13 protein-coding genes and 3 tRNA genes are annotated in these 17,414 nt (G+C 72.2%); 8 read left to right on the forward strand and 8 right to left on the reverse strand.

Annotation, left to right across the window (positions count from 1 at the left end; translation table 11 throughout):
* Positions 1-136 precede the first annotated feature (136 nt).
* Positions 137-1,426, reverse strand: a complete 1,290-nt coding sequence (locus ACVWNX_RS24340; protein ID WP_454409907.1) for an extracellular solute-binding protein — start codon at positions 1,424-1,426, stop codon at positions 137-139.
* 302 nt (positions 1,427-1,728) lie between these two features.
* Between ACVWNX_RS24340 and ACVWNX_RS24345 the strand changes: the two genes are divergently transcribed.
* On the forward strand, positions 1,729-2,892 hold the full coding sequence (locus tag ACVWNX_RS24345; RefSeq protein WP_454409908.1) for a serine/threonine protein kinase: 1,164 nt from the start codon (positions 1,729-1,731) through the stop codon (positions 2,890-2,892).
* A 3-nt stretch (positions 2,893-2,895) separates the two neighbouring features.
* The gene (locus ACVWNX_RS24350) at positions 2,896-3,636 is read left to right on the forward strand and encodes an HAD family hydrolase (RefSeq protein WP_454409910.1); all 741 of its coding nucleotides are present in this window, start codon (positions 2,896-2,898) and stop codon (positions 3,634-3,636) included.
* A gap of 437 nt (positions 3,637-4,073) precedes the next feature.
* On the opposite strand, the gene ACVWNX_RS24355 is transcribed toward ACVWNX_RS24350, so the two are convergent.
* Positions 4,074-5,624 carry a N,N-dimethylformamidase beta subunit family domain-containing protein gene (locus tag ACVWNX_RS24355; RefSeq protein WP_454409912.1) on the reverse strand — a complete coding sequence of 517 codons (1,551 nt, stop codon included), beginning with the start codon at positions 5,622-5,624 and terminating at the stop codon, positions 4,074-4,076.
* 214 nt (positions 5,625-5,838) lie between these two features.
* Between ACVWNX_RS24355 and ACVWNX_RS24360 the strand changes: the two genes are divergently transcribed.
* Positions 5,839-6,684, forward strand: a complete 846-nt coding sequence (locus tag ACVWNX_RS24360) for a class I SAM-dependent methyltransferase (protein WP_454409913.1) — start codon at positions 5,839-5,841, stop codon at positions 6,682-6,684.
* A 94-nt stretch (positions 6,685-6,778) separates the two neighbouring features.
* The gene (locus ACVWNX_RS24365; RefSeq protein WP_454409915.1) at positions 6,779-7,549 is read left to right on the forward strand and encodes a GNAT family N-acetyltransferase; all 771 of its coding nucleotides are present in this window, start codon (positions 6,779-6,781) and stop codon (positions 7,547-7,549) included.
* On the opposite strand, the gene ACVWNX_RS24370 is transcribed toward ACVWNX_RS24365, so the two are convergent.
* The 5 genes from ACVWNX_RS24370 to ACVWNX_RS24390 form a co-directional block, all read right to left on the reverse strand.
* Positions 7,512-8,627, reverse strand: coding sequence for a hypothetical protein (locus ACVWNX_RS24370; protein ID WP_454409917.1), 1,116 nt, complete (start codon positions 8,625-8,627; stop codon positions 7,512-7,514). The two genes, ACVWNX_RS24365 and ACVWNX_RS24370, sit on opposite strands and share 38 nt — an antisense overlap.
* A 103-nt stretch (positions 8,628-8,730) precedes the next feature.
* Complete coding sequence (locus tag ACVWNX_RS24375) at positions 8,731-9,249, reverse strand: hypothetical protein (RefSeq protein WP_454409919.1); 519 nt, start codon at positions 9,247-9,249, stop codon at positions 8,731-8,733.
* A 346-nt stretch (positions 9,250-9,595) separates the two neighbouring features.
* Positions 9,596-9,672 (reverse strand) — tRNA-Ile (locus tag ACVWNX_RS24380).
* Between the two features lie 165 nt (positions 9,673-9,837).
* A tRNA-Asn gene (locus ACVWNX_RS24385) sits at positions 9,838-9,910 on the reverse strand.
* Positions 9,911-9,915: 5 nt separating this feature from the next.
* Positions 9,916-9,988, reverse strand: a tRNA-Asn gene (locus ACVWNX_RS24390).
* A 145-nt stretch (positions 9,989-10,133) separates the two neighbouring features.
* Between ACVWNX_RS24390 and ACVWNX_RS24395 the strand changes: the two genes are divergently transcribed.
* From ACVWNX_RS24395 to ACVWNX_RS24410, 4 genes are all read left to right on the forward strand, one after another.
* Positions 10,134-10,448, forward strand: coding sequence for a YtxH domain-containing protein (locus ACVWNX_RS24395; RefSeq protein ID WP_454409920.1), 315 nt, complete (start codon positions 10,134-10,136; stop codon positions 10,446-10,448).
* An 85-nt stretch (positions 10,449-10,533) separates the two neighbouring features.
* Entirely contained in the window at positions 10,534-11,997 is a 1,464-nt protein-coding gene (locus ACVWNX_RS24400; protein ID WP_454409921.1) for an FGGY family carbohydrate kinase, read from the forward strand.
* Positions 11,998-12,646: 649 nt separating this feature from the next.
* Positions 12,647-14,380 (forward strand): ABC transporter ATP-binding protein, encoded by a 1,734-nt coding sequence (locus ACVWNX_RS24405; protein ID WP_454409922.1) that lies wholly within the window; start codon positions 12,647-12,649, stop codon positions 14,378-14,380.
* Positions 14,380-16,308 (forward strand): ABC transporter ATP-binding protein, encoded by a 1,929-nt coding sequence (locus tag ACVWNX_RS24410; RefSeq protein ID WP_454409923.1) that lies wholly within the window; start codon positions 14,380-14,382, stop codon positions 16,306-16,308. The genes ACVWNX_RS24405 and ACVWNX_RS24410 overlap by 1 nt, the downstream gene beginning before the upstream one ends.
* A 67-nt stretch (positions 16,309-16,375) precedes the next feature.
* On the opposite strand, the gene ACVWNX_RS24415 is transcribed toward ACVWNX_RS24410, so the two are convergent.
* The gene (locus tag ACVWNX_RS24415; RefSeq protein ID WP_454409925.1) at positions 16,376-17,221 is read right to left on the reverse strand and encodes an NAD(P)H-binding protein; all 846 of its coding nucleotides are present in this window, start codon (positions 17,219-17,221) and stop codon (positions 16,376-16,378) included.
* Between the last annotated feature and the right edge of the window lie 193 nt (positions 17,222-17,414).

The raw sequence follows: 17,414 nt of genomic DNA on the forward strand, positions 1-17,414 counted from the left end.
GGTGGGGGAAGGGCAGGAGTCAGAAGGTCGGGTGAGGTGGGGTGGGAGGCGAGGAGTGGGGAGTGGTGGGGTGGGAGGTGGGGAGTGGTGGGGTGAACGGGAGGGCGAGAACCGTGAGGAGTGGGGAGGGTGGGGGTCAGTTCTCGTTGATCAGCTTGTCGATCTCCCGGTCGGCGTCCGCCGTGGCCCGGTCGACCGACTTCTTGCCGGTGGCGATGTCCTGCAGCATCGCGGGAAGGATGTTGGCCTTCTCCACCGAGACCCAGCCCGGGGCGAGCGGGGTCACCCAACCGCGCTCCGCCGAGCGCGCGGCGGCGGCGTTCATCCCGTCGGCGGGCACGTCGCGGAGCTGGACGGTGTTGTTCGGCAGGGTCTCCGCCTTGATCAGCTGCCGCTGGGAGCCGGCGTCGGTGAACAACTTGATCCAGTCCTGGGCGAGTTCCTGGTTGCGGGACTTGGCCGGGACCGCCAGCAGGGAGCCGCCGAGGAACGGCGGCAGCAGCTTCCCGGAGGGACCGGGGAAGGGGAAGGTGGCGAACTTGCCGCTCAGTTCGGGGTTGCCGCCGCTGCGGGTGTCGGCCGCGGCGTTCGCCTCCCAGGTGTTGCCGTAGAACATGGCGACCTTGCCCTGGCCCACCACGCCCGGCTCGTCGCCGTTGTCCTTGGAGCGGTCACCGACGTAGTAGTCGTCGATGAGCTTCTTCCAGGTGGTGAGACCGGCCCTGGAGGCGGGGGAGGAGAGCGCGCCGCGCCAGCGCCCGTTCTCCTGGACGGCCATCTCGCCCCCGGCGTCCTTCACCCACGCCATGGCCGCGTGCGGGTAGCGGCCCGGCATATAGAACGAGGAGAAGTTCTTGTCCTTGGTGCCGAACTCGGCCTTGACCTTGTCGAGGACCTTCAGCAGTTCCGGGTAGGTGCCGGGGGCCTCGGTGACGCCGACCTTCTTGAGGATATCGGTCCGGTAGATACCGACCTTGGCCCCCGCGTAGTAGGGCACACAGTAGGTCTCGCCTTTGTACTGACAGGCGTCGGCCAGCGCCGGGAGCCAGTCCTTCGAATGGTCGAAATCCTTTTTGTCCACCGTGGCGAAGGCACCGTTGATGATGTAGTTGGTGGTTTCACTGTTGCCCATCTCCACCACATCTGGTACGTCCTGCCCCGCTAGGGCCGCGTCAATCTTCTGGTTCTTGCTCGGCCACTGCTGGTACTGCACCTTGACATCGCTGTTGGGGTGCAGTTTGGCGAATCGTTTGTTCGTGGAGGCAACCAGATCGGGCCAGCTCTCGCGTGCGTCGATCGTGAGCCAGACGGTCAGCGAGTCTCCGCCGCCCCCACCGGGGGAATCGTCCGCTCCGCACCCGGCGAGCGTCCCGACCAGGACGGCGGCTCCGAGAGCCGAGGTGAAGCGAGGTAAGCGCCACTGCATGGTTTCCGCCTTTCGAGGTCTGGTCGAACCGGGCTGCTATCTACCCAGGGAAGACCGGCAAACTACCGATGGGGCACTTTTTGGCCAGGATGTGGAGGTGAATTATGGAACGTTGTTGTTGTCCTCCGCCCCCCGGTCGCTGGGGAGGGTGCGGGTAGTGGGGAAACACGCCGTCCGAACGGCGGGTTTTTATTGACGCAAAACCCTATGATGCCCTGCTTGGGTGCCCTTGACGGTGACGCAACCCCTGCCCCATTTTTCTCCGGGTGTCTCCTGCGTTCACCAATCGAAAGGTGTTACCCGTGATTAACCACGACGCGACGTCCGGCGATTCGGACTCCCGACCCGTCCGGGTCAACTCCTGGAACGGCTGGGACCCGCTGCGCCACGTCATCGTCGGAAGGGCGGACGCGGCGGTGGTCCAGGCCCCCGAGCCCGCGGTGCGCCGGGACTTCCCGGAGGACGGCTTTCCGCTCGGCACCTACGGGACCATGCCGGCCGACATGATGGCGGAGGCCAACGAACAGCTCGACAACTTCGCGGCGATGCTCCGCAAGCGGGGCGTCCGGGTGGACCGGCCCACCCCGCTGGACTTCAACCAGAAGGTCTCCACTCCCGACTGGGAGCAGGACACCATGTCCGGCTGCATGCCGCCCCGCGACCTGCTGCTCACCGTGGGCAGCGAGGTCCTGGAAGCGACCATGTCGTACCGCAGCCGCTGGTTCGAGTACCTCGCCTACCGGCCCATCCTCCAGGACCTCTTCAAGTCCGACCCCCGGATGCGCTGGGAGGCCGCGCCCAAGCCGCGCCTCACCGACGCCAGTTACCACACCGACTTCTGGGACACCTACAACGAGCTGCCCCTGGACGTCCAGTTGGCCAAGGTCCGCGACTACGACCTGGTGCTGACCGAGGAGGAGCCGCTGTTCGACGCGGCCGACATCGCCCGGATGGGCAAGGACCTCTTCGTCCAGCTCTCCTTCGTCACCAACCGCAGCGGCTTCGACTGGCTCAAGCGCCACTTCCCCGACCACCGGGTGCACGCGGTGACCTCCACCAACAGCCACCCCCTGCACATCGACGCCACCTGGGTGCCGCTGCGCCCCGGGCTGGTGCTGCACTGCGGCGAGCGGCTCGCCGACCCCGAGCTGATGGAGTTCTACCGGCTCAACGACTGGGAGGTCATCGAGGCGGTCCAGCCCGCGAGCTGGGACCACCCGCCGAAGCTCTCCTTCTGCAGCCCCTGGCTCGCCGGGAACATGCTCAACCTGGACCAGAACACCCTCTGCATCGAGGAGAAGGAGGTGGCCCTCTCCGAGCAGCTGGCCTCCTACGGCTTCGACATCGTCCCGGTGCCGTTCCGCGCCGTCGGCCCCTTCGGCGGCGGTCTGCACTGTGCCACCGTGGACATCGAGCGCGACGGGGACTGCGAGGACTACTTCCCCCGCCGTCACGGGCGGTACTGACCCGTGGCCTTCGCCGCGCCCGCCGTGAAGGCGGTGGTGTTCGACTTCTACGGCACGCTGGTGCGGATGGTGGAGCCGATGCCGCCCAGCCACGCGTCGGTCTTCCGGCGCCTGGGTCTGGGCGCGTACGCCGAGCGCTGGGGCGACCAGTGGTCGGTGGGCCCGGCGGACGGCGAGGACCACCGCGCGCACTCGGTCGACGAGGAGACGTACCGGGCGTGGGAGGTCGAGCGGCTGCGGTCGCGGGCCGTGGCGCGCGGCGTCCCCGAGGAGGCGGCCGGTCCGCTGGCGGTCGAACTGGACCGGGCGGTCAAGAGCCTCCGGGTGGCCGCGTTCCCCGACGTCGCGCCCGCCCTCGCCCGGTTGCGGGAGGACGGCGTGAAGGTCGTCCTGTGCTCCAACTGGTACTGGGACCTGGACCGCGCGGTGGCGGAGTGCGGACTGACGGACCTGGTGGACGCGGCGGTCACCTCGGCCCGGGCGGGGGTGCGCAAACCGCATCCGCTGATCTACCGGACCGCGCTCGACGCCGGTGGTGTGGAGCCCGGCCAGGCCCTGTTCGTCGGGGACATGTGGGAGGCCGACGTGGTCGGGCCGCTCGCCCTGGGCATCGAGGCGGTGCATCTGTGGCGGCCCGACCGGGCCGTCGACGGCGTGGCCCCGCCGCTGCCCGACCGGGCCCACCGGATCGGTTCGCTGGACGCCCTCCCCGGGCTGCTGCGGCCGGAGCCCGGGCGTCGGTGATCCCGTCCGCCCCGGCACCGCCCGGCCGGGCCCGGGCGGACGTTCCGGTGCCGCCCGTCCCGGTGCCCGTCCGGGCACCGTCCGGTCCGCCGTCCGCCCCGGTGCCGTCGGCGCCGCCCCGTCCGGCTCCGGCCGCCGGGGCGGCACCGGCGCCCGGGGCGGCACCGGCGCCCGGGGCGGCGCCGGGGACCGGTACCGTCCCGCTGGCACGGCTGGCACGGCTGGCACGGCTGGCACGGCTGGCACGGCTGGCACGGCTGGCACGGCTGGCACGGCTGGCACGGCTGGCACGGCTGGCACGGCTGGCACGGCTGGCACGGCTGGCACCGACGGCGGGAACGGCGGGAACGGCGGCGGGAACAGTGGGAACAGCACCGGTCGCCGGGCGGACGGGAGCCGTAGCCAATCCGGCCCCCGCCCCCGTCCGGCTCCCGGCGTCAGCCCAGGCCCACGCCCCCGTGCCCGCCCCCGGACGAGGAACCGGCCCCGGCCCCGTCCGCGTCACCGGCCCCGGCCTCGTCCCGGCCTCCGTACCGCTGGGAGAGCCGGTCGAGGACGTTGCGGGTCACCCGCACCACGTGCGGGTCCAGCTCCCGGCCGCAGACCACCGACCAGTCGACGGTCCCGGCGGTGAAGACGGTGCCGCCGCCCGGGGTGGTGTGGACGCCCATGGTGGCGGCCCGGGGGCTGGTGATCCCCGGCTCCCGCTCGGGGCAGTTCCAGTGGCCCCACTTGAACCGGTGCAGGTCCTCGTTGACCGGGTCCAGCAGATAGAGGCCGAGGATCAGGAAGGAGTCCGGGGTGCCGTCCGCACCGCTCGCCCGCGCCACGCCCCGCTCGTCGTACGCGAAGGCGGCGCCGTCGCACTCGTACCCGATCAGCGCGGTGCCCGCGCCCAGCCGGTCGGCCCGGCCGCCGTCGCTCCCGTCGCGCAGCCCGGTGCCCTCGAAGGCCCAGTGGTCCGCGTGCTGCACCGTGTACCCCTCGCGCGGCCGGTCGCCCGGCCAGTCGCCGGGCCACATCCCGCCGTTGCGGAAGCTGACCCCGGTCATGGTGTTCTCCGGCCGTCCCACGCCCTCCGGCTCCGGCGCCCACCACAGGTCGGTGGCGGGCAGATGCGGATAGACGTCGCCGACGTGGTGGTCGGTGTCCGAGACGAAGGCGGTGTCGTCGTCCGTGAGGTGGACGCGCCACCAGCAGGTGTTGGCGCTGAGGAAGGCCACGTTCCCGCCCCTCGCCGTGTGCGCGGCCACGTGGTCGCGCATGGCGGTGCTCCAGTACTCGTCGTGCCCGACGCTCAGCAGCAGGTCGTAGGCGTCGAGCAGCCCCGGGTCCTGGTGGAGGTCGAGGTCGGTGCAGTACTCCACCGCGTAGCCGTTCCGCTCCAGCCAGGCGATGAAGGGGGCGTCCCAGTAGGCCAGGTCGATGACCCCGCCGGGCCGGTGCAGGCTCAGCTTGTGGCCGCGCGGCCCGTCGGCGCCCCCCTCCTGGTAGACCGGGTTGTCGTACAGACTGGAGGAGCGCGGGACGCCCTCGCTGTCCGACCGGTTGTAGGCGTGCCGGGTGAAGGTGGACTTCTTGTAGAGGACGCGGCCGTGCGACCCCGGCCGCGTGGGGCGCACCACGAAGAACTCCCGGGCGTACCCCTCGATCCCGCCGTCGTCCAGCAACGGCACGGCGGCGGCCCGCCGTTCGTCCCCCTCCACTAGGTGGGCGAGGTAGATGCCGGGCGCCCAGTCCCCGGGGACGGGGAACACGTGGCGCGGCAGCTCCCAGTCGGCCGCGGGGGAGGCGTGCTCCGGCTCGCCGTCCGGATGCGGCGGCGGGGCCTTCACCGAACCCGGGTAGACCTCCGACTCGCCCAGGTACGCCAACTCCCGGCCCAGCCGGTAGAAGCGGACGCGGAACTCCTCCGCGTCGGTCGAGACATGCAATCCGAGAACACCGCCCGCCGTGACGCTCTCCCGGTCCACATAACCCTCGATCATCGACCCCTCCCAGCAACTGGAATCGCCGTTCTCCAGCGGCGAAGACGCTCGATCGTAAGAGTTGCTGGCAGGTACAACAACTGACCGGAAAGGATCGGACTTTCACGATCGGATTCCGGCCACAAAGATCGTTCAGAGAATGTCGGGAACGCCGTACGGGTAGCTCCGCTAAAAACCGAGGCGTGCTGTGCTGTGCTGTGCCGAAAGGAAAACAATGGCAAAAGAACTGCGTGTCCGCGAGCTGGTCCTGGGGATCGAGGGGCTGGCCCTGCTGCGCTCCGCGCTCGACGCCGACGACGCGTTCCTGGACGCCCGGGTGGCCGAGATCCGCAAGTTCGCCGGGAGCGACGGCACGGGCATGCCCGGCGCGGGCGCGGCCGTCAGCGAACTCGACGAGTCCGCCGGGTACGCCTCGTGGGCCAAGCTCTACGACTCGCTGCCCAGCTCCTTCCTCCAGGTCGAGGAGCCGATCGTGCACCGGCTCCTCGACGAGGGCCCGGTCGGCACCGCGCTCGACGCGGCCTGCGGCACCGGCCGCACCACCGTCGCCCTGACCTCGCGCGGATACGACGTCATCGGCGTCGACCAGTCCCCGCAGATGCTCGAACAGGCCCGGGGCAAGGCCCCCGAGGCGGACTTCCGCCTCGGCCGCCTGGAGGAGCTGCCGGTCGAGGACGCCAGCGTGGACCTCGCGATCTCCACCCTGGCCCTCACCCACCAGCCCGACCTCCGCCCCGCCGTCGCCGAACTCGCCCGGGTGGTGCGCCCCGGCGGCCGGGTGATCGTCACCGATCTGCACCCCTTCGTCATCAGCCTCCAGGGCCAGTGCCTCTTCGTGCACGGCGACGACGAACTCGCCTTCGTCCGCAACCACGTCCACCTCGCCGGCCACTACATCGAGGCGTTCGCCGCCGCGGGCCTCACCGTCCGCGCCTGCCATGAGCCCGCCTTCAACGGAAGCCTCTCGCCCGGCGGTTACGAGGAGTTCGTCGAGGAGGCCGCCCGGGCCGCCTGGCGGGGAATTCCGATCGTGATCGTCTGGGAAGCCGTCAAGGCGTGAGGAACGGCGGTGTCCCGGTGGTCACCAACCCACCCGTGTTCCCGGGACGCCGCCCGTGAGAACCACCAGCAGACAGTCCGGAAAGGGAAAAACCTTGAGAGTCGTCCTGTACACCGAACGTCCTGAACTCTGGGACCGGATTACCAAAGAATTCGCCGGTGTCATCCCCGAATACAATCTCCACGGCGACATCGGCGAGGGCTACTGGAACCGGCTCTTCGACGACTTCGGCGACCACCAGTTCATCCTCTACGACGAGGAGGCGGACGCGATCCTCGGCGCGGGCCGCTCGCTGCCGAGGGTCTGGGACGGCACCCCCGACGGCCTCGGCACCGGCCTCGACGACTCCATCCGGGACGCGTTCGCCGCCCATGACGCGGGCACCGCGCCCAACGCCCTGTGCGCGCTGGGCGTCGAGGTGGCCCCCGCCCACCAGGGCGGCGGCCTCTCCAAGGCCCTGCTCCGGCAGATGATCGCCCTGGCCCGCGCGGACGGGCTGTCCCAGCTCATCGTCCCGGTGCGGCCGATCTGGAAGCACCGCTATCCGCTGGTCCCCATCCAGCGGTACGCGACCTGGACCCGGGAGGACGGCGAGCCCTTCGACCCCTGGATCCGCACCCAGGTGCGGCTCGGCGGCCGGATCACCTCCGCGATGGAGGAGTCCTCGATGATCAGCGGCACGGTCGCCGACTGGGAGTCCTGGACCGGCATGGCGTTCCCGGAGAGCGGCCACTACGTCTTCCCGGAGGGCCTGAGCACCCTCCGGGTCGAACGCGAGCGGGACCGGGCCTCCTACTGGGAGCCCGCCGTCTGGATCACCTACGACCTCAGCTCGTCCGATCCAGCAGGACCGCCCCGGAGTTGACCGCGCTCCAGGCGTACGCGGACAGCAGCTCCGCGTACGCCTCGGTCACCTCCGGACGCCGCTCCGGCGAGAGACCGGCGGGACCGACCGTCGAGACGGCCGCCCGGCGCAGCCGCTCGGCGGCCGGGGTGCCGCCCCGCGTCGCGCCCTCGGGCGCGCGGCGCCGGGCGGCGTCCTCGGCCTGCCGCCCCAGCAGCAGGGCGTGGATCCACAGCTCGTCCGCGTAGGGCCGCCCGAACGCCTCCGCCACCGCCGTCGCCAGGTCCTCCGGCCGCCGCTCGGCCACCAGCTTGTCGACGTCCTCCTCGGTCGGCGTGCCCTCCACGGCCAGCGCCTCCCGCCAGGGGTAGTGGTACCGGACCCGGTCGGTGGTCTCCTGTCCCACCAGCCGTATGTACCCCTCGCCGTAGCGCATGTACGGCACCCACGGCAGCTCCTCCAGCACCCACCCCCCGTACAGCTCAGGCCGGGCGTCGTCCGCGCTCGCCGGGCAGACCGCGAGCCGTATGCCCTGTGCCGCGTGACCGTTGATGCTGCTGGTGCCGGTGTGTTCGGTGACGGTGGGCACGGCGAGCAGCGCGCTGCGCCGCCCGTCCTGCCGCAGGAAGGTCGCCATCACCTCGTCGTCATGGCGTTCCCCGGTGCGTTCGGCGTACCGCCGGAACTCCTCGGCCACGACCACCGGAAGGCTGATGGCGAGCGTCGGGGTGAACTCCTCCGGCACCGCGCGCACCCAGCCCGCCCCCGCCAGCGCGGCGAGCCGGGTGGCCCCGCCGTTGCGGGCGTGCCAGTTGGTGTAGAAGGCGAGGGCGTCGTGGGGGAACCGGTCGGCGCAGTGGGCGACCAGGTCGATCATGTCGTCGGGCGCGGCGACATCGTCCTGGATCATGAACTGGTGGGTGGCGCCCTCCGCCACCATCGACCAGGCGAGCAGCGCGGTCCGCAGCGCGGAGGGGGGCCCGTCCGGGTCGGGGTCGAGCGCGAGACCGTCCAGTCCCAGCCGGACGACCATCTCCTCCGCCTGGGCCCGGCGGACCGGATGGGTCATCACGGCCGAACTGACGTGTGCAGCGGGCATCGAGGGGCTCCTTCAGCCGTACGACCGGAAACGTCTCGCTGATCATGGCCACCGACCATGGGTAACCCTCCTGAGGAGGTGATCGACGGCCGGAAACGACCGCTCAGTGACGCGATGCGTTCGTCTGCGTCCGGGCCAGATCGAGGACGTACCGTTCCTCGACGGGACAGGCCCGCCAGGCCGCGAGGAGGTCGGTGTACGGGTCCTCCTCCTCGTCGAACTCCTCCAGGATCGTGTCGTGGTACTCGCCCGCGGCCCGTCGTCCGCTCCACCACGCGTGGCCCTGGTAGAGCCCGGGGGCCGGCAGTTCGACGGTGCCCGCGGGCCCCCGGGTGAGTTCGTTGACGACGAGGACACCGGTGGGGGAGTCCAGGCGCACGGGGGCGCGCCCCTCCGCCCCGGCGGGCGGCTCCGGCGGCGTGTCCCAGAGCCGGACCGTGACGGTCACCGGGATCGCGGACTGGAGGCTCAGGATCACCAGATGGCCGCCGTCCCCGCCCACCACCTTCTCCTTCGCCTCGTCCCAGGCCGCGTCCTCGGCGGTGTACGCGTCGGAGTCGTAGACCTGGAGCACCCGGCGGTCGGGGGTGGCGCGGACGCGGTACTCGTTCAACGGGGGCACGGGGGAGGGCCTTCCGGTCGGGTGGCGCGCGTCGGGCCCGGCGGGCCCGTGCTCCGGTTCGCGTCCCGTTCCGCGAGGAGGACGCCGTGCCCGGGGCGGGGGAGGACGTCAGCGCGTGGGAGGAGACGGCGTACCTTCTGCGCTCTCCGGAGAACACCCGTCGACTGCTGGATTCCGTAGCCGGGGCGGAGGCCGGTGGGGCCCGGCGGCGCGAGCTGACCGACCCCGATGGGGCGCATGAGTGAAGACCGCGCTCACGATCCGCGTCCGGAAGCCCGCAGCTGTTCTGAATCCGGCCGCCCGGATGAATGTCCGCGCAGGTCAGAACGTTTCTCTGACCTCAGCTTGGTGGGGCGGGTGGGACTCGAACCCACGGCCGACGGATTATGAGTCCGCTGCTCTAACCGGCTGAGCTACCGCCCCCTTACGGCGCGTCGCGTACATGTGTACGCGCCGTCTGCCGCAGCATAGCCGCTCATACGATCTCCTGCTCCGGCTGGTCGGCTTGCTGACCATGGAGACCTCCGCCGCGCCCGTACGGTTCCACCGGACACGAAAAAGGACCCCTGAGGGGGTCCTTCTCGGCTGCTCCCCCGACTGGACTCGAACCAGTAACCTGCCGGTTAACAGCCGGCTGCTCTGCCAATTGAGCTACGGAGGATCGAGCTCCCCCGACTGGACTCGAACCAGTAACCTGCCGGTTAACAGCCGGCTGCTCTGCCAATTGAGCTACGGAGGATTGCCTCGTTCGCATCGAACGTGCCCATCGGGGCGTCCGCCGGAGGGCGGTCGTTCGCTGCGACACATACATTAGCGCAAGCAGGGGGGTGCTCCGCCAATCGGTGCTCCCGTGATCCACACCGACGCAAGGGAAGGGTGGCTCCATGCGCTACCGGCTCACATTCGTCGCCGGGCTCGCCCTCGGTTACGTCCTGGGCACCAGGGCCGGACGGGAGCGGTACGACCGGCTCAAGGAGTCGGCGCGGAGGTTCGCGGAGAACCCCGCCGTCCGCAACACCGCGGAGAGCGCCGCGCTCCAGGGACGCGAGGTCGCGGGCAAGGCGCTGCACGCGGTCACCGAGCGGGTGGGGGACCGGGTCCCGGACTCCGTGACGGACCGGGTCCGGGCCCTGCGCGAGCGGGCCCGGGGCGGCCCCCGGGAGGTCCGGGAGGACGACTGGGGCACCAGCAACACCTGAGCCCCGGGCCCCGCCGGAAGGGAGCGCCCGAAGACCGCCCCGGTCGTGGTGCGGCCCACGCCCGAACGTGGTGCAGAATTCCCGCATGGGGATAGTCGCCGGTCTGGACAGCACGCCCGACTCCACGCGCATCGTGGTCTGTGACACCGACACGGGTGCCGTGATCAAGCAGGGATACGCCCCCCATCCCCTGGAGGGGGCGGGGACGCAGGGGGACGGCGGCCGTCCCAGTGACGTCGATCCGCAGACCTGGCTGCTCTCCCTCGGGGAGGCCGCGGGCGGCGGGGTGCTGGAGGGCGTCGAGGCGATCGGCGTCTCCGCCCAGCAGAACGCGCTCGTCCCGCTCGACCAGCAGGGCGCCACGGTCCGCCCCGCGCTCGTCGGGTCCGACCGCCGCACCCAGGTCGCCGCCGCCGACCTCGTCGACGCGATCGGCGGCCCGGGGGCGTGGGCCCAGACCGTGGGCTGCGTCCCGCAGCCCGCGCACCTGGTCAGCAAGCTCCGCTGGCTCGCCGTGCACGACTCCGAGGCCGCCCAGCGCGTCGCCCAGGTGCTCCAGGCCCACGACTGGCTGGTGTGGCAGCTCCTCGGCCGTCCGCCGCGCCTCACCACCGACCGGGGCGGCGCCTCCGGCACCGGTTACTGGTCGGCGGCGACCGGCGCCTACCGGCCCGACCTGGTGGAGCTGGCCTTCGGACGGCAGGTCGTGCTGCCGGAGGTGCTGGGTCCCGCCGAGGCGGCCGGGACCACCCCGGAGGGGCTGCTGATCTCCGCCGGGACCGGTTCCACCATGGCCGCCGCGTTCGGCCTCGGCATCGGCCTCGGGGACGCCGTCGTCTCGCTGGGCGCCTCCGGCTCCGTGATGGCCGTCCACCGGGAGGCCCTCGCCGACCCCAACGGGATGATCACCTCGTTCGCCGACGCGACGGGGATGCACCTGCCGGTGGTGCACACCCTCAACGCGGTGCGCGCCCTGCGCGGCACCGCCGAGATGCTGGGGCTGCCCGATCTGGAGGCGCTCTCCACCCTGGCCCTGAAGTCCACCCCGGGCGCCCACGGACTGGTGCTGCTGCCCTATCTGGAGGGCGAGCGCACCCCGGACCTGCCGCACACCGCGGGCACCCTCGCGGGACTGCGCCGCGAGGCGATGCGCCCGGAGCACCTGGCGCGGGCCGCCGTCGAGGGCATGCTGTGCGGGCTCGCCGACGCGCTCGACGTGCTGCGCGGCCGGGGCGTGGAGGTGCGGCGGGTGTTCCTGCTGGGCGCCGCCGCCGACCTGCCCGCCGTCCAGGCCGTGGCGCCGTCGCTGTTCGGCGCGCAGATCGTCGTCCCGCAGCCCGCCGAGTACGCGGCGCTCGGCGCGGCCCGGCAGGCGGCGTGGGCGCTGGGCGTCTCGCGCGGCACCCTCGACCCGCACACCCCGCCCGCCTGGCCCGGCGCGACCGGACAGGTCCACGACCCGGGCGAGGAACTGGCGGTGGGGCAGGCGGTGCGTCAGCAGTACGTGGCGGTGCGGGAGCAGGTCCACCCGGGGGCGTTCGCGGGCTGAGCCCATCGGCCCGGCCACCGCGCCGGCCACCGGGACCGGCCCGTGGTCAGGCTTCCGGCCCGTGGTCCGGCCGCCGGGCCGGGACAGGGGCGCCGTACCCGGCCGGGTGCCCGGGATCGTCCGGGCCCGTCGCTACCGCCCCCGGTCGGAACCACGGGCCGGGACGGCACCGGGTCGGACCACGGGCGGGTACGGGGCGGACCACGTGACCGGGCCTGACCGGTCGCACCACGCGACCGTGCGGGACCGGTCTCGGGCCACGCGACCGGACCGGACGGTCCGGCCACGGGACCAGGCGAGGACGGTCGGGCCACGCGACCGGGCCAGGACGGTCGGACCACGGGACGGACCGGGGCGGGGACGCCGGGGACGGGACCCCCGGGCGGAGGGCCACCGGGCGGGAGCGTCGCACGGGACGGCTCGCGCGGCCCGCGGGGCTCGCGCGGCCTGCGCGGCCTGCGCGGGGGCTCGCGGGGCCGATGGGGCGGTGCGCGGACGGCCGTCCCGGGGGACTCGGCCCGCTGTTGGCTCAATTCGGTGGGGTAACGGGCGGGGCGGGGTGGACGATGGGGGGTGATGTGCCGAGCGTTGCCACCGACCGGTGGTCCGGCCGGACCACCCCGAGACCCCCAGTGAGCGAGACCCGCGCGTGCTCATACGACTGCTGAGGACCCACCTCGGTCCGTACCGCAAACCCGTCCTCGCCCTGGTGCTGCTGCAACTGCTGCAGACCAGCGCGACCCTCTACCTGCCCACGATGAACGCCGACATCATCGACGAGGGCGTGGTGAAGGGCGACACCGGCTTCATCCTGGGCCTCGGCGGGGTGATGATCGCCGTCACCCTGGTGCAGGTGGTCTGCAACATCGGGGCCGTCTACCTCGGCGCGCGGACCGCCTCCGCGCTGGGCCGGGACGTGCGGGGCGCCGTCTTCGACCGGGTGCAGTCCTTCTCGGCGCGGGAGGTCGGCCACTTCGGGGCGCCCTCGCTGATCACCCGCACCACGAACGACGTCCAGCAGGTGCAGATGCTGGTGCTGATGGCGTTCACCCTGATGGTCTCCGCGCCCATCATGTGCGTCGGCGGGATCGTGATGGCGCTCGGCCAGGACGTGCCGCTGTCCACGGTGCTCATCGCCGTGGTGCCGGTGCTCGGGATCAGCGTCACCCTGATCGTGCGCAACCTGCGGCCCCTGTTCCGGGCCATGCAGGTCCGGCTGGACACCGTGAACCGGCTGCTGCGCGAGCAGATCACCGGCAACCGGGTGATCCGGGCCTTCGTCCGCGACGACTACGAGCGCCGCCGCTTCCAGGGCGCCAACGACGAGCTGACCGAGATGTCGCTGGGCACCGGACGGCTCCTCGCGCTGATGTTCCCCATCGTGATGACCGTCGTGAACGTCTCCTCGGTCGCCGTCGTCTGGTTCGGGGCGCACCGCATCGAGAGCGGCGCCATGGAGATCGGCTCGCTGACCGCGTTCCTCGCCTATCTGATGCAGATCGTCATGTCGGTGATGATGGCCACCTTCATGTTCATGATGGTGCCGCGCGCCGAGGTGTGCGCCGAGCGCATCCAGGAGGTCCTCACCACCGCCTCCAGCGTGGTCCCGCCCGCCGCCGCCGTCCGCGAGCTGCGCGCCCACGGACACCTGGAGCTGCGCGGGGCCGGGTTCCGTTACCCGGGCGCCGAGGAACCCGTCCTCAAGGGCGTCGACCTGGTCGCCCGGCCCGGCGAGACCACCGCCGTGATCGGGTCCACCGGCAGCGGCAAGACCACCCTCCTCGGGCTCGTCCCCCGGCTCTTCGACGCCACCGAGGGCGCGGTGCTGGTGGACGGCGTCGACGTCCGCGACCTCGATCCCAAGCTGCTGTCCCGGCTGGTCGGACTGGTCCCCCAGAAGCCGTACCTGTTCGCCGGGACCGTCGCCACCAACCTCCGCTACGGCGACCCCGACGCCACCGACGAGGCACTGTGGCACGCGCTGGAGGTCGCCCAGGCCCGGGAGTTCGTGGAGCGGCTGGAGGGCGGTCTGGACGCGCCGGTCGCCCAGGGCGGCACCAACGTCTCCGGCGGCCAGCGCCAGCGGCTCGCCATCGCCCGCACCCTGGTGCAGCGGCCCGAGATCTACCTCTTCGACGACTCCTTCTCCGCCCTCGACTACGCCACCGACGCCGCGCTGCGCTCCGCGCTGGCCGAGGAGACCGCGCGGGCCACCGTCGTCATCGTCGCCCAGCGGGTGGCCACCATCCGGGACGCCGACCGGATCGTCGTCCTCGACGAGGGCCGCGTCGTCGGCGCCGGACGCCACACCGACCTCATGCGGGACAACGGGACCTACCGGGAGATCGTGCTCTCCCAGCTGACGGAAGCGGAGGCGGCCTGATGGCGGGGCCCGCGGGACGGATGATGGCGGGGACCGGACCCGGTCACCGCTCGATGGACTTCAAGGGGTCCGGGAAACGGCTGCTCGGCCACTTCCGGCCGGAGCGCGTCACCCTCTACGTGATGATCGGCTGCGCCGTCCTCAGCGTCGGGGTGTCGGTGCTCGGCCCCAAGATCCTCGGCATCGCCACCGACCTGGTGTTCGCCGGGGTGGTCGGCGGCTCGCTGCCCGCCGGGCAGAGCAAGGAGCAGGCGGTCGAGGGGCTGCGGGCGCGCGGCGACGACGGGGTCGCCGACGTGCTCTCCGGGGTGGACTTCACCCCCGGCGAGGGCATCGACTTCGGCGCGGTGGGGGAGGTCCTCGGCTTCGCGCTCGGCACCTTCGTCATCGGCGGGCTGCTGATGCTGGTCGCCACCCGGCTGGGCAACCGGGCCGTCAACCGCACGGTGGGCCGGATGCGCGGCGAGGTCCAGGCGAAGCTGGCGCGGCTGCCGCTGTCGTACTTCGACAAGCGGCAGCGCGGCGAGGTGCTGAGCCGGGCCACCAACGACCTCGACAACATCGGGCAGACCCTCCAGCAGAGCCTCGGCCAGCTGATCAACTCGCTGCTCACCATCCTCGGCGTGCTGATCATGATGTTCTGGATCTCCCCGCTGCTGGCGCTGGTCGCCCTGGTGACCGTGCCGCTGTCGTTCACCATCGCCACCCGGGTCGGCAAGCGCTCCCAGCCGCAGTTCGTCCACCAGTGGCGTTCCACCGGCACCCTCAGCGCGCACGTCGAGGAGATGTACACCGGGCACGCGCTGGTGAAGGTCTTCGGCCGTCAGGAGGAGTCGGCGAAACGGTTCGCCGAGGAGAACGAGGCGCTGTACCAGGCCGGGTTCCGCGCCCAGTTCACCAGCGGGCTGATGCAGCCGCTGATGTTCTTCGTCTCCAATCTGAACTACGTCCTGGTCGCCGTCGTCGGCGGACTGCGGGTCGCCTCCGGCTCGCTGTCGATCGGGGACGTCCAGGCGTTCGTCCAGTACTCCCGGCAGTTCTCCATGCCGCTCACCCAGGTCGCGTCGATGGCGAACCTCGTCCAGTCCGGGGTGGCCTCCGCCGAGCGGGTCTTCGAACTCCTCGACGCCCCCGAGCAGGACCCCGACCCCGAGCACCCGCGGCGCCCGGTGGAACGGACCGGACGGGTCGCCCTGGAGCACGTGTCCTTCCGCTACGCGGAGGACAAGCCGCTGATCGAGGACCTGTCGCTGACCGTGGAGCCCGGCCACACGGTCGCCATCGTCGGTCCCACCGGCGCGGGCAAGACCACCCTGGTCAACCTGCTGATGCGGTTCTACGAGGTCACCGGGGGACGGATCACCGTCGACGGGGTGGACATCGCCCGGATGTCCCGCGACGAACTGCGCTCCGGGATCGGGATGGTCCTCCAGGACACCTGGCTGTTCGGCGGGACGATCGCCGACAACATCGCCTACGGGGCGTCCCGCGAGGTGACCCGGGAGGAGGTCGAGGAGGCCGCCCGGGCCGCGCACGCCGACCGGTTCGTCCGCACCCTGCCCGACGGCTACGACACCGTCATCGACGACGAGGGCGCCGGGGTCAGCGCGGGGGAGAAGCAGCTGATCACCATCGCCCGGGCGTTCCTCTCCGATCCGGTGATCCTCGTCCTCGACGAGGCGACCAGCTCCGTGGACACCCGCACCGAGGTGCTGATCCAGAAGGCGATGGCCCGGCTCTCCCGGGACCGCACCTCGTTCGTCATCGCCCACCGGCTCTCCACCGTCCGCGACGCCGACACCATCCTGGTCATGGAGGACGGCGCGATCGTGGAACAGGGCACCCACGAGCGGCTCCTGCTCGCCCGGGGCGCCTACGCCCGGCTCTACGCGGCCCAGTTCGCGGAGGCGGCGGTGGAGGTGGACTGAGGGGGGACGGTCCTGGGGCGTGGTCCCGAGGCCCCAGGGCCCCGGGCGCCGCGTCCCCCGGCGCCGGTCAGCGGAAGGCGTCGGCCGTCCGGGCGGCCCACGCGTCGTACGGACGGGGCGCCCGGCCCAGCAGGGCCTCGCCGTCGGGGCTGACGCGCCGTTCGGCGGGCAGCGGGTCGCCGATGACGTCGAGGGTGCCGTCGGCGACCGCCTCGGGCATGAAGCGCGTCATCCGTGCCCTGGCCTCCTCACGGGTCAGCTCCACGAACGCCAGCGGTTCGCCCAGTGCCTCGCCGAGGATCCGGGCCTGCTCCCGGGGCGTCACGGCGACCGGCCCCGTCAGCTCGTAGACCCGGCCCGTGTGGCCCTCGCCCCGGAGCACCACGGCCGCCGCCTCGGCGAGGTCGGCCGGGTCCACCACGGGCAGGGCGACCTCCCCGAAGGGGGCGCTGACGGTGCGTTCGGCGCGGACCGACTCCGCCCACGCGAAGGTGTTGGAGGCGAAGCCGCCGGCCCGCAGCACGGTCCAGTCGAGGCCGGAGCGCCGCACGGCCTCCTCCCACCGCCACAGGCCCCGGTACGCGACGGCCTCCGGGCGGGTGCCGGTGATCAGCGAGGACAGCAGGACGACCTTGCGGACCCCGCTGTCCCCGGCCACCGCCAGGACGTCGTCCGGGTTGCCCCCGCCGTCGAGGAGGGCCCCGGCCAGCAGGACGAACAGCGCGTCGGCGCCCTCTAAGGCGGGCCGCAGGCCCTCCGGGTCGGCCAGGTCCCCGGCGACCGCGCGGACCCCGGCGGGAACCGCGTCGGGGGTGATCGAGCGCGAGACGGCGGTCACCCGTTCACCGGCTCCGGCGAGCGCGGCCACGAGGGGACGTCCGACGTTTCCGGTGGCTCCGGTGATGACGATCATGATCAGCTCTCCTGAGGTCCTGGGCGGTCCCGGGGCCACCCCGGGCGGTGCTCCACGGGCGGGCGTGAGGCGTGCGGCCACGACCCGGCTCCGGCCGGGCCGTGGCCGACGGGCGCCGCCGTCGATCACTTTCCAGAAGCTAGCACCCTGGATAAAGTAGGTACCTAGAGGAAAGTGACGTCCCGTGAGGAGA

This window comes from Streptomyces sp. JNUCC 64, assembly GCF_054484115.1.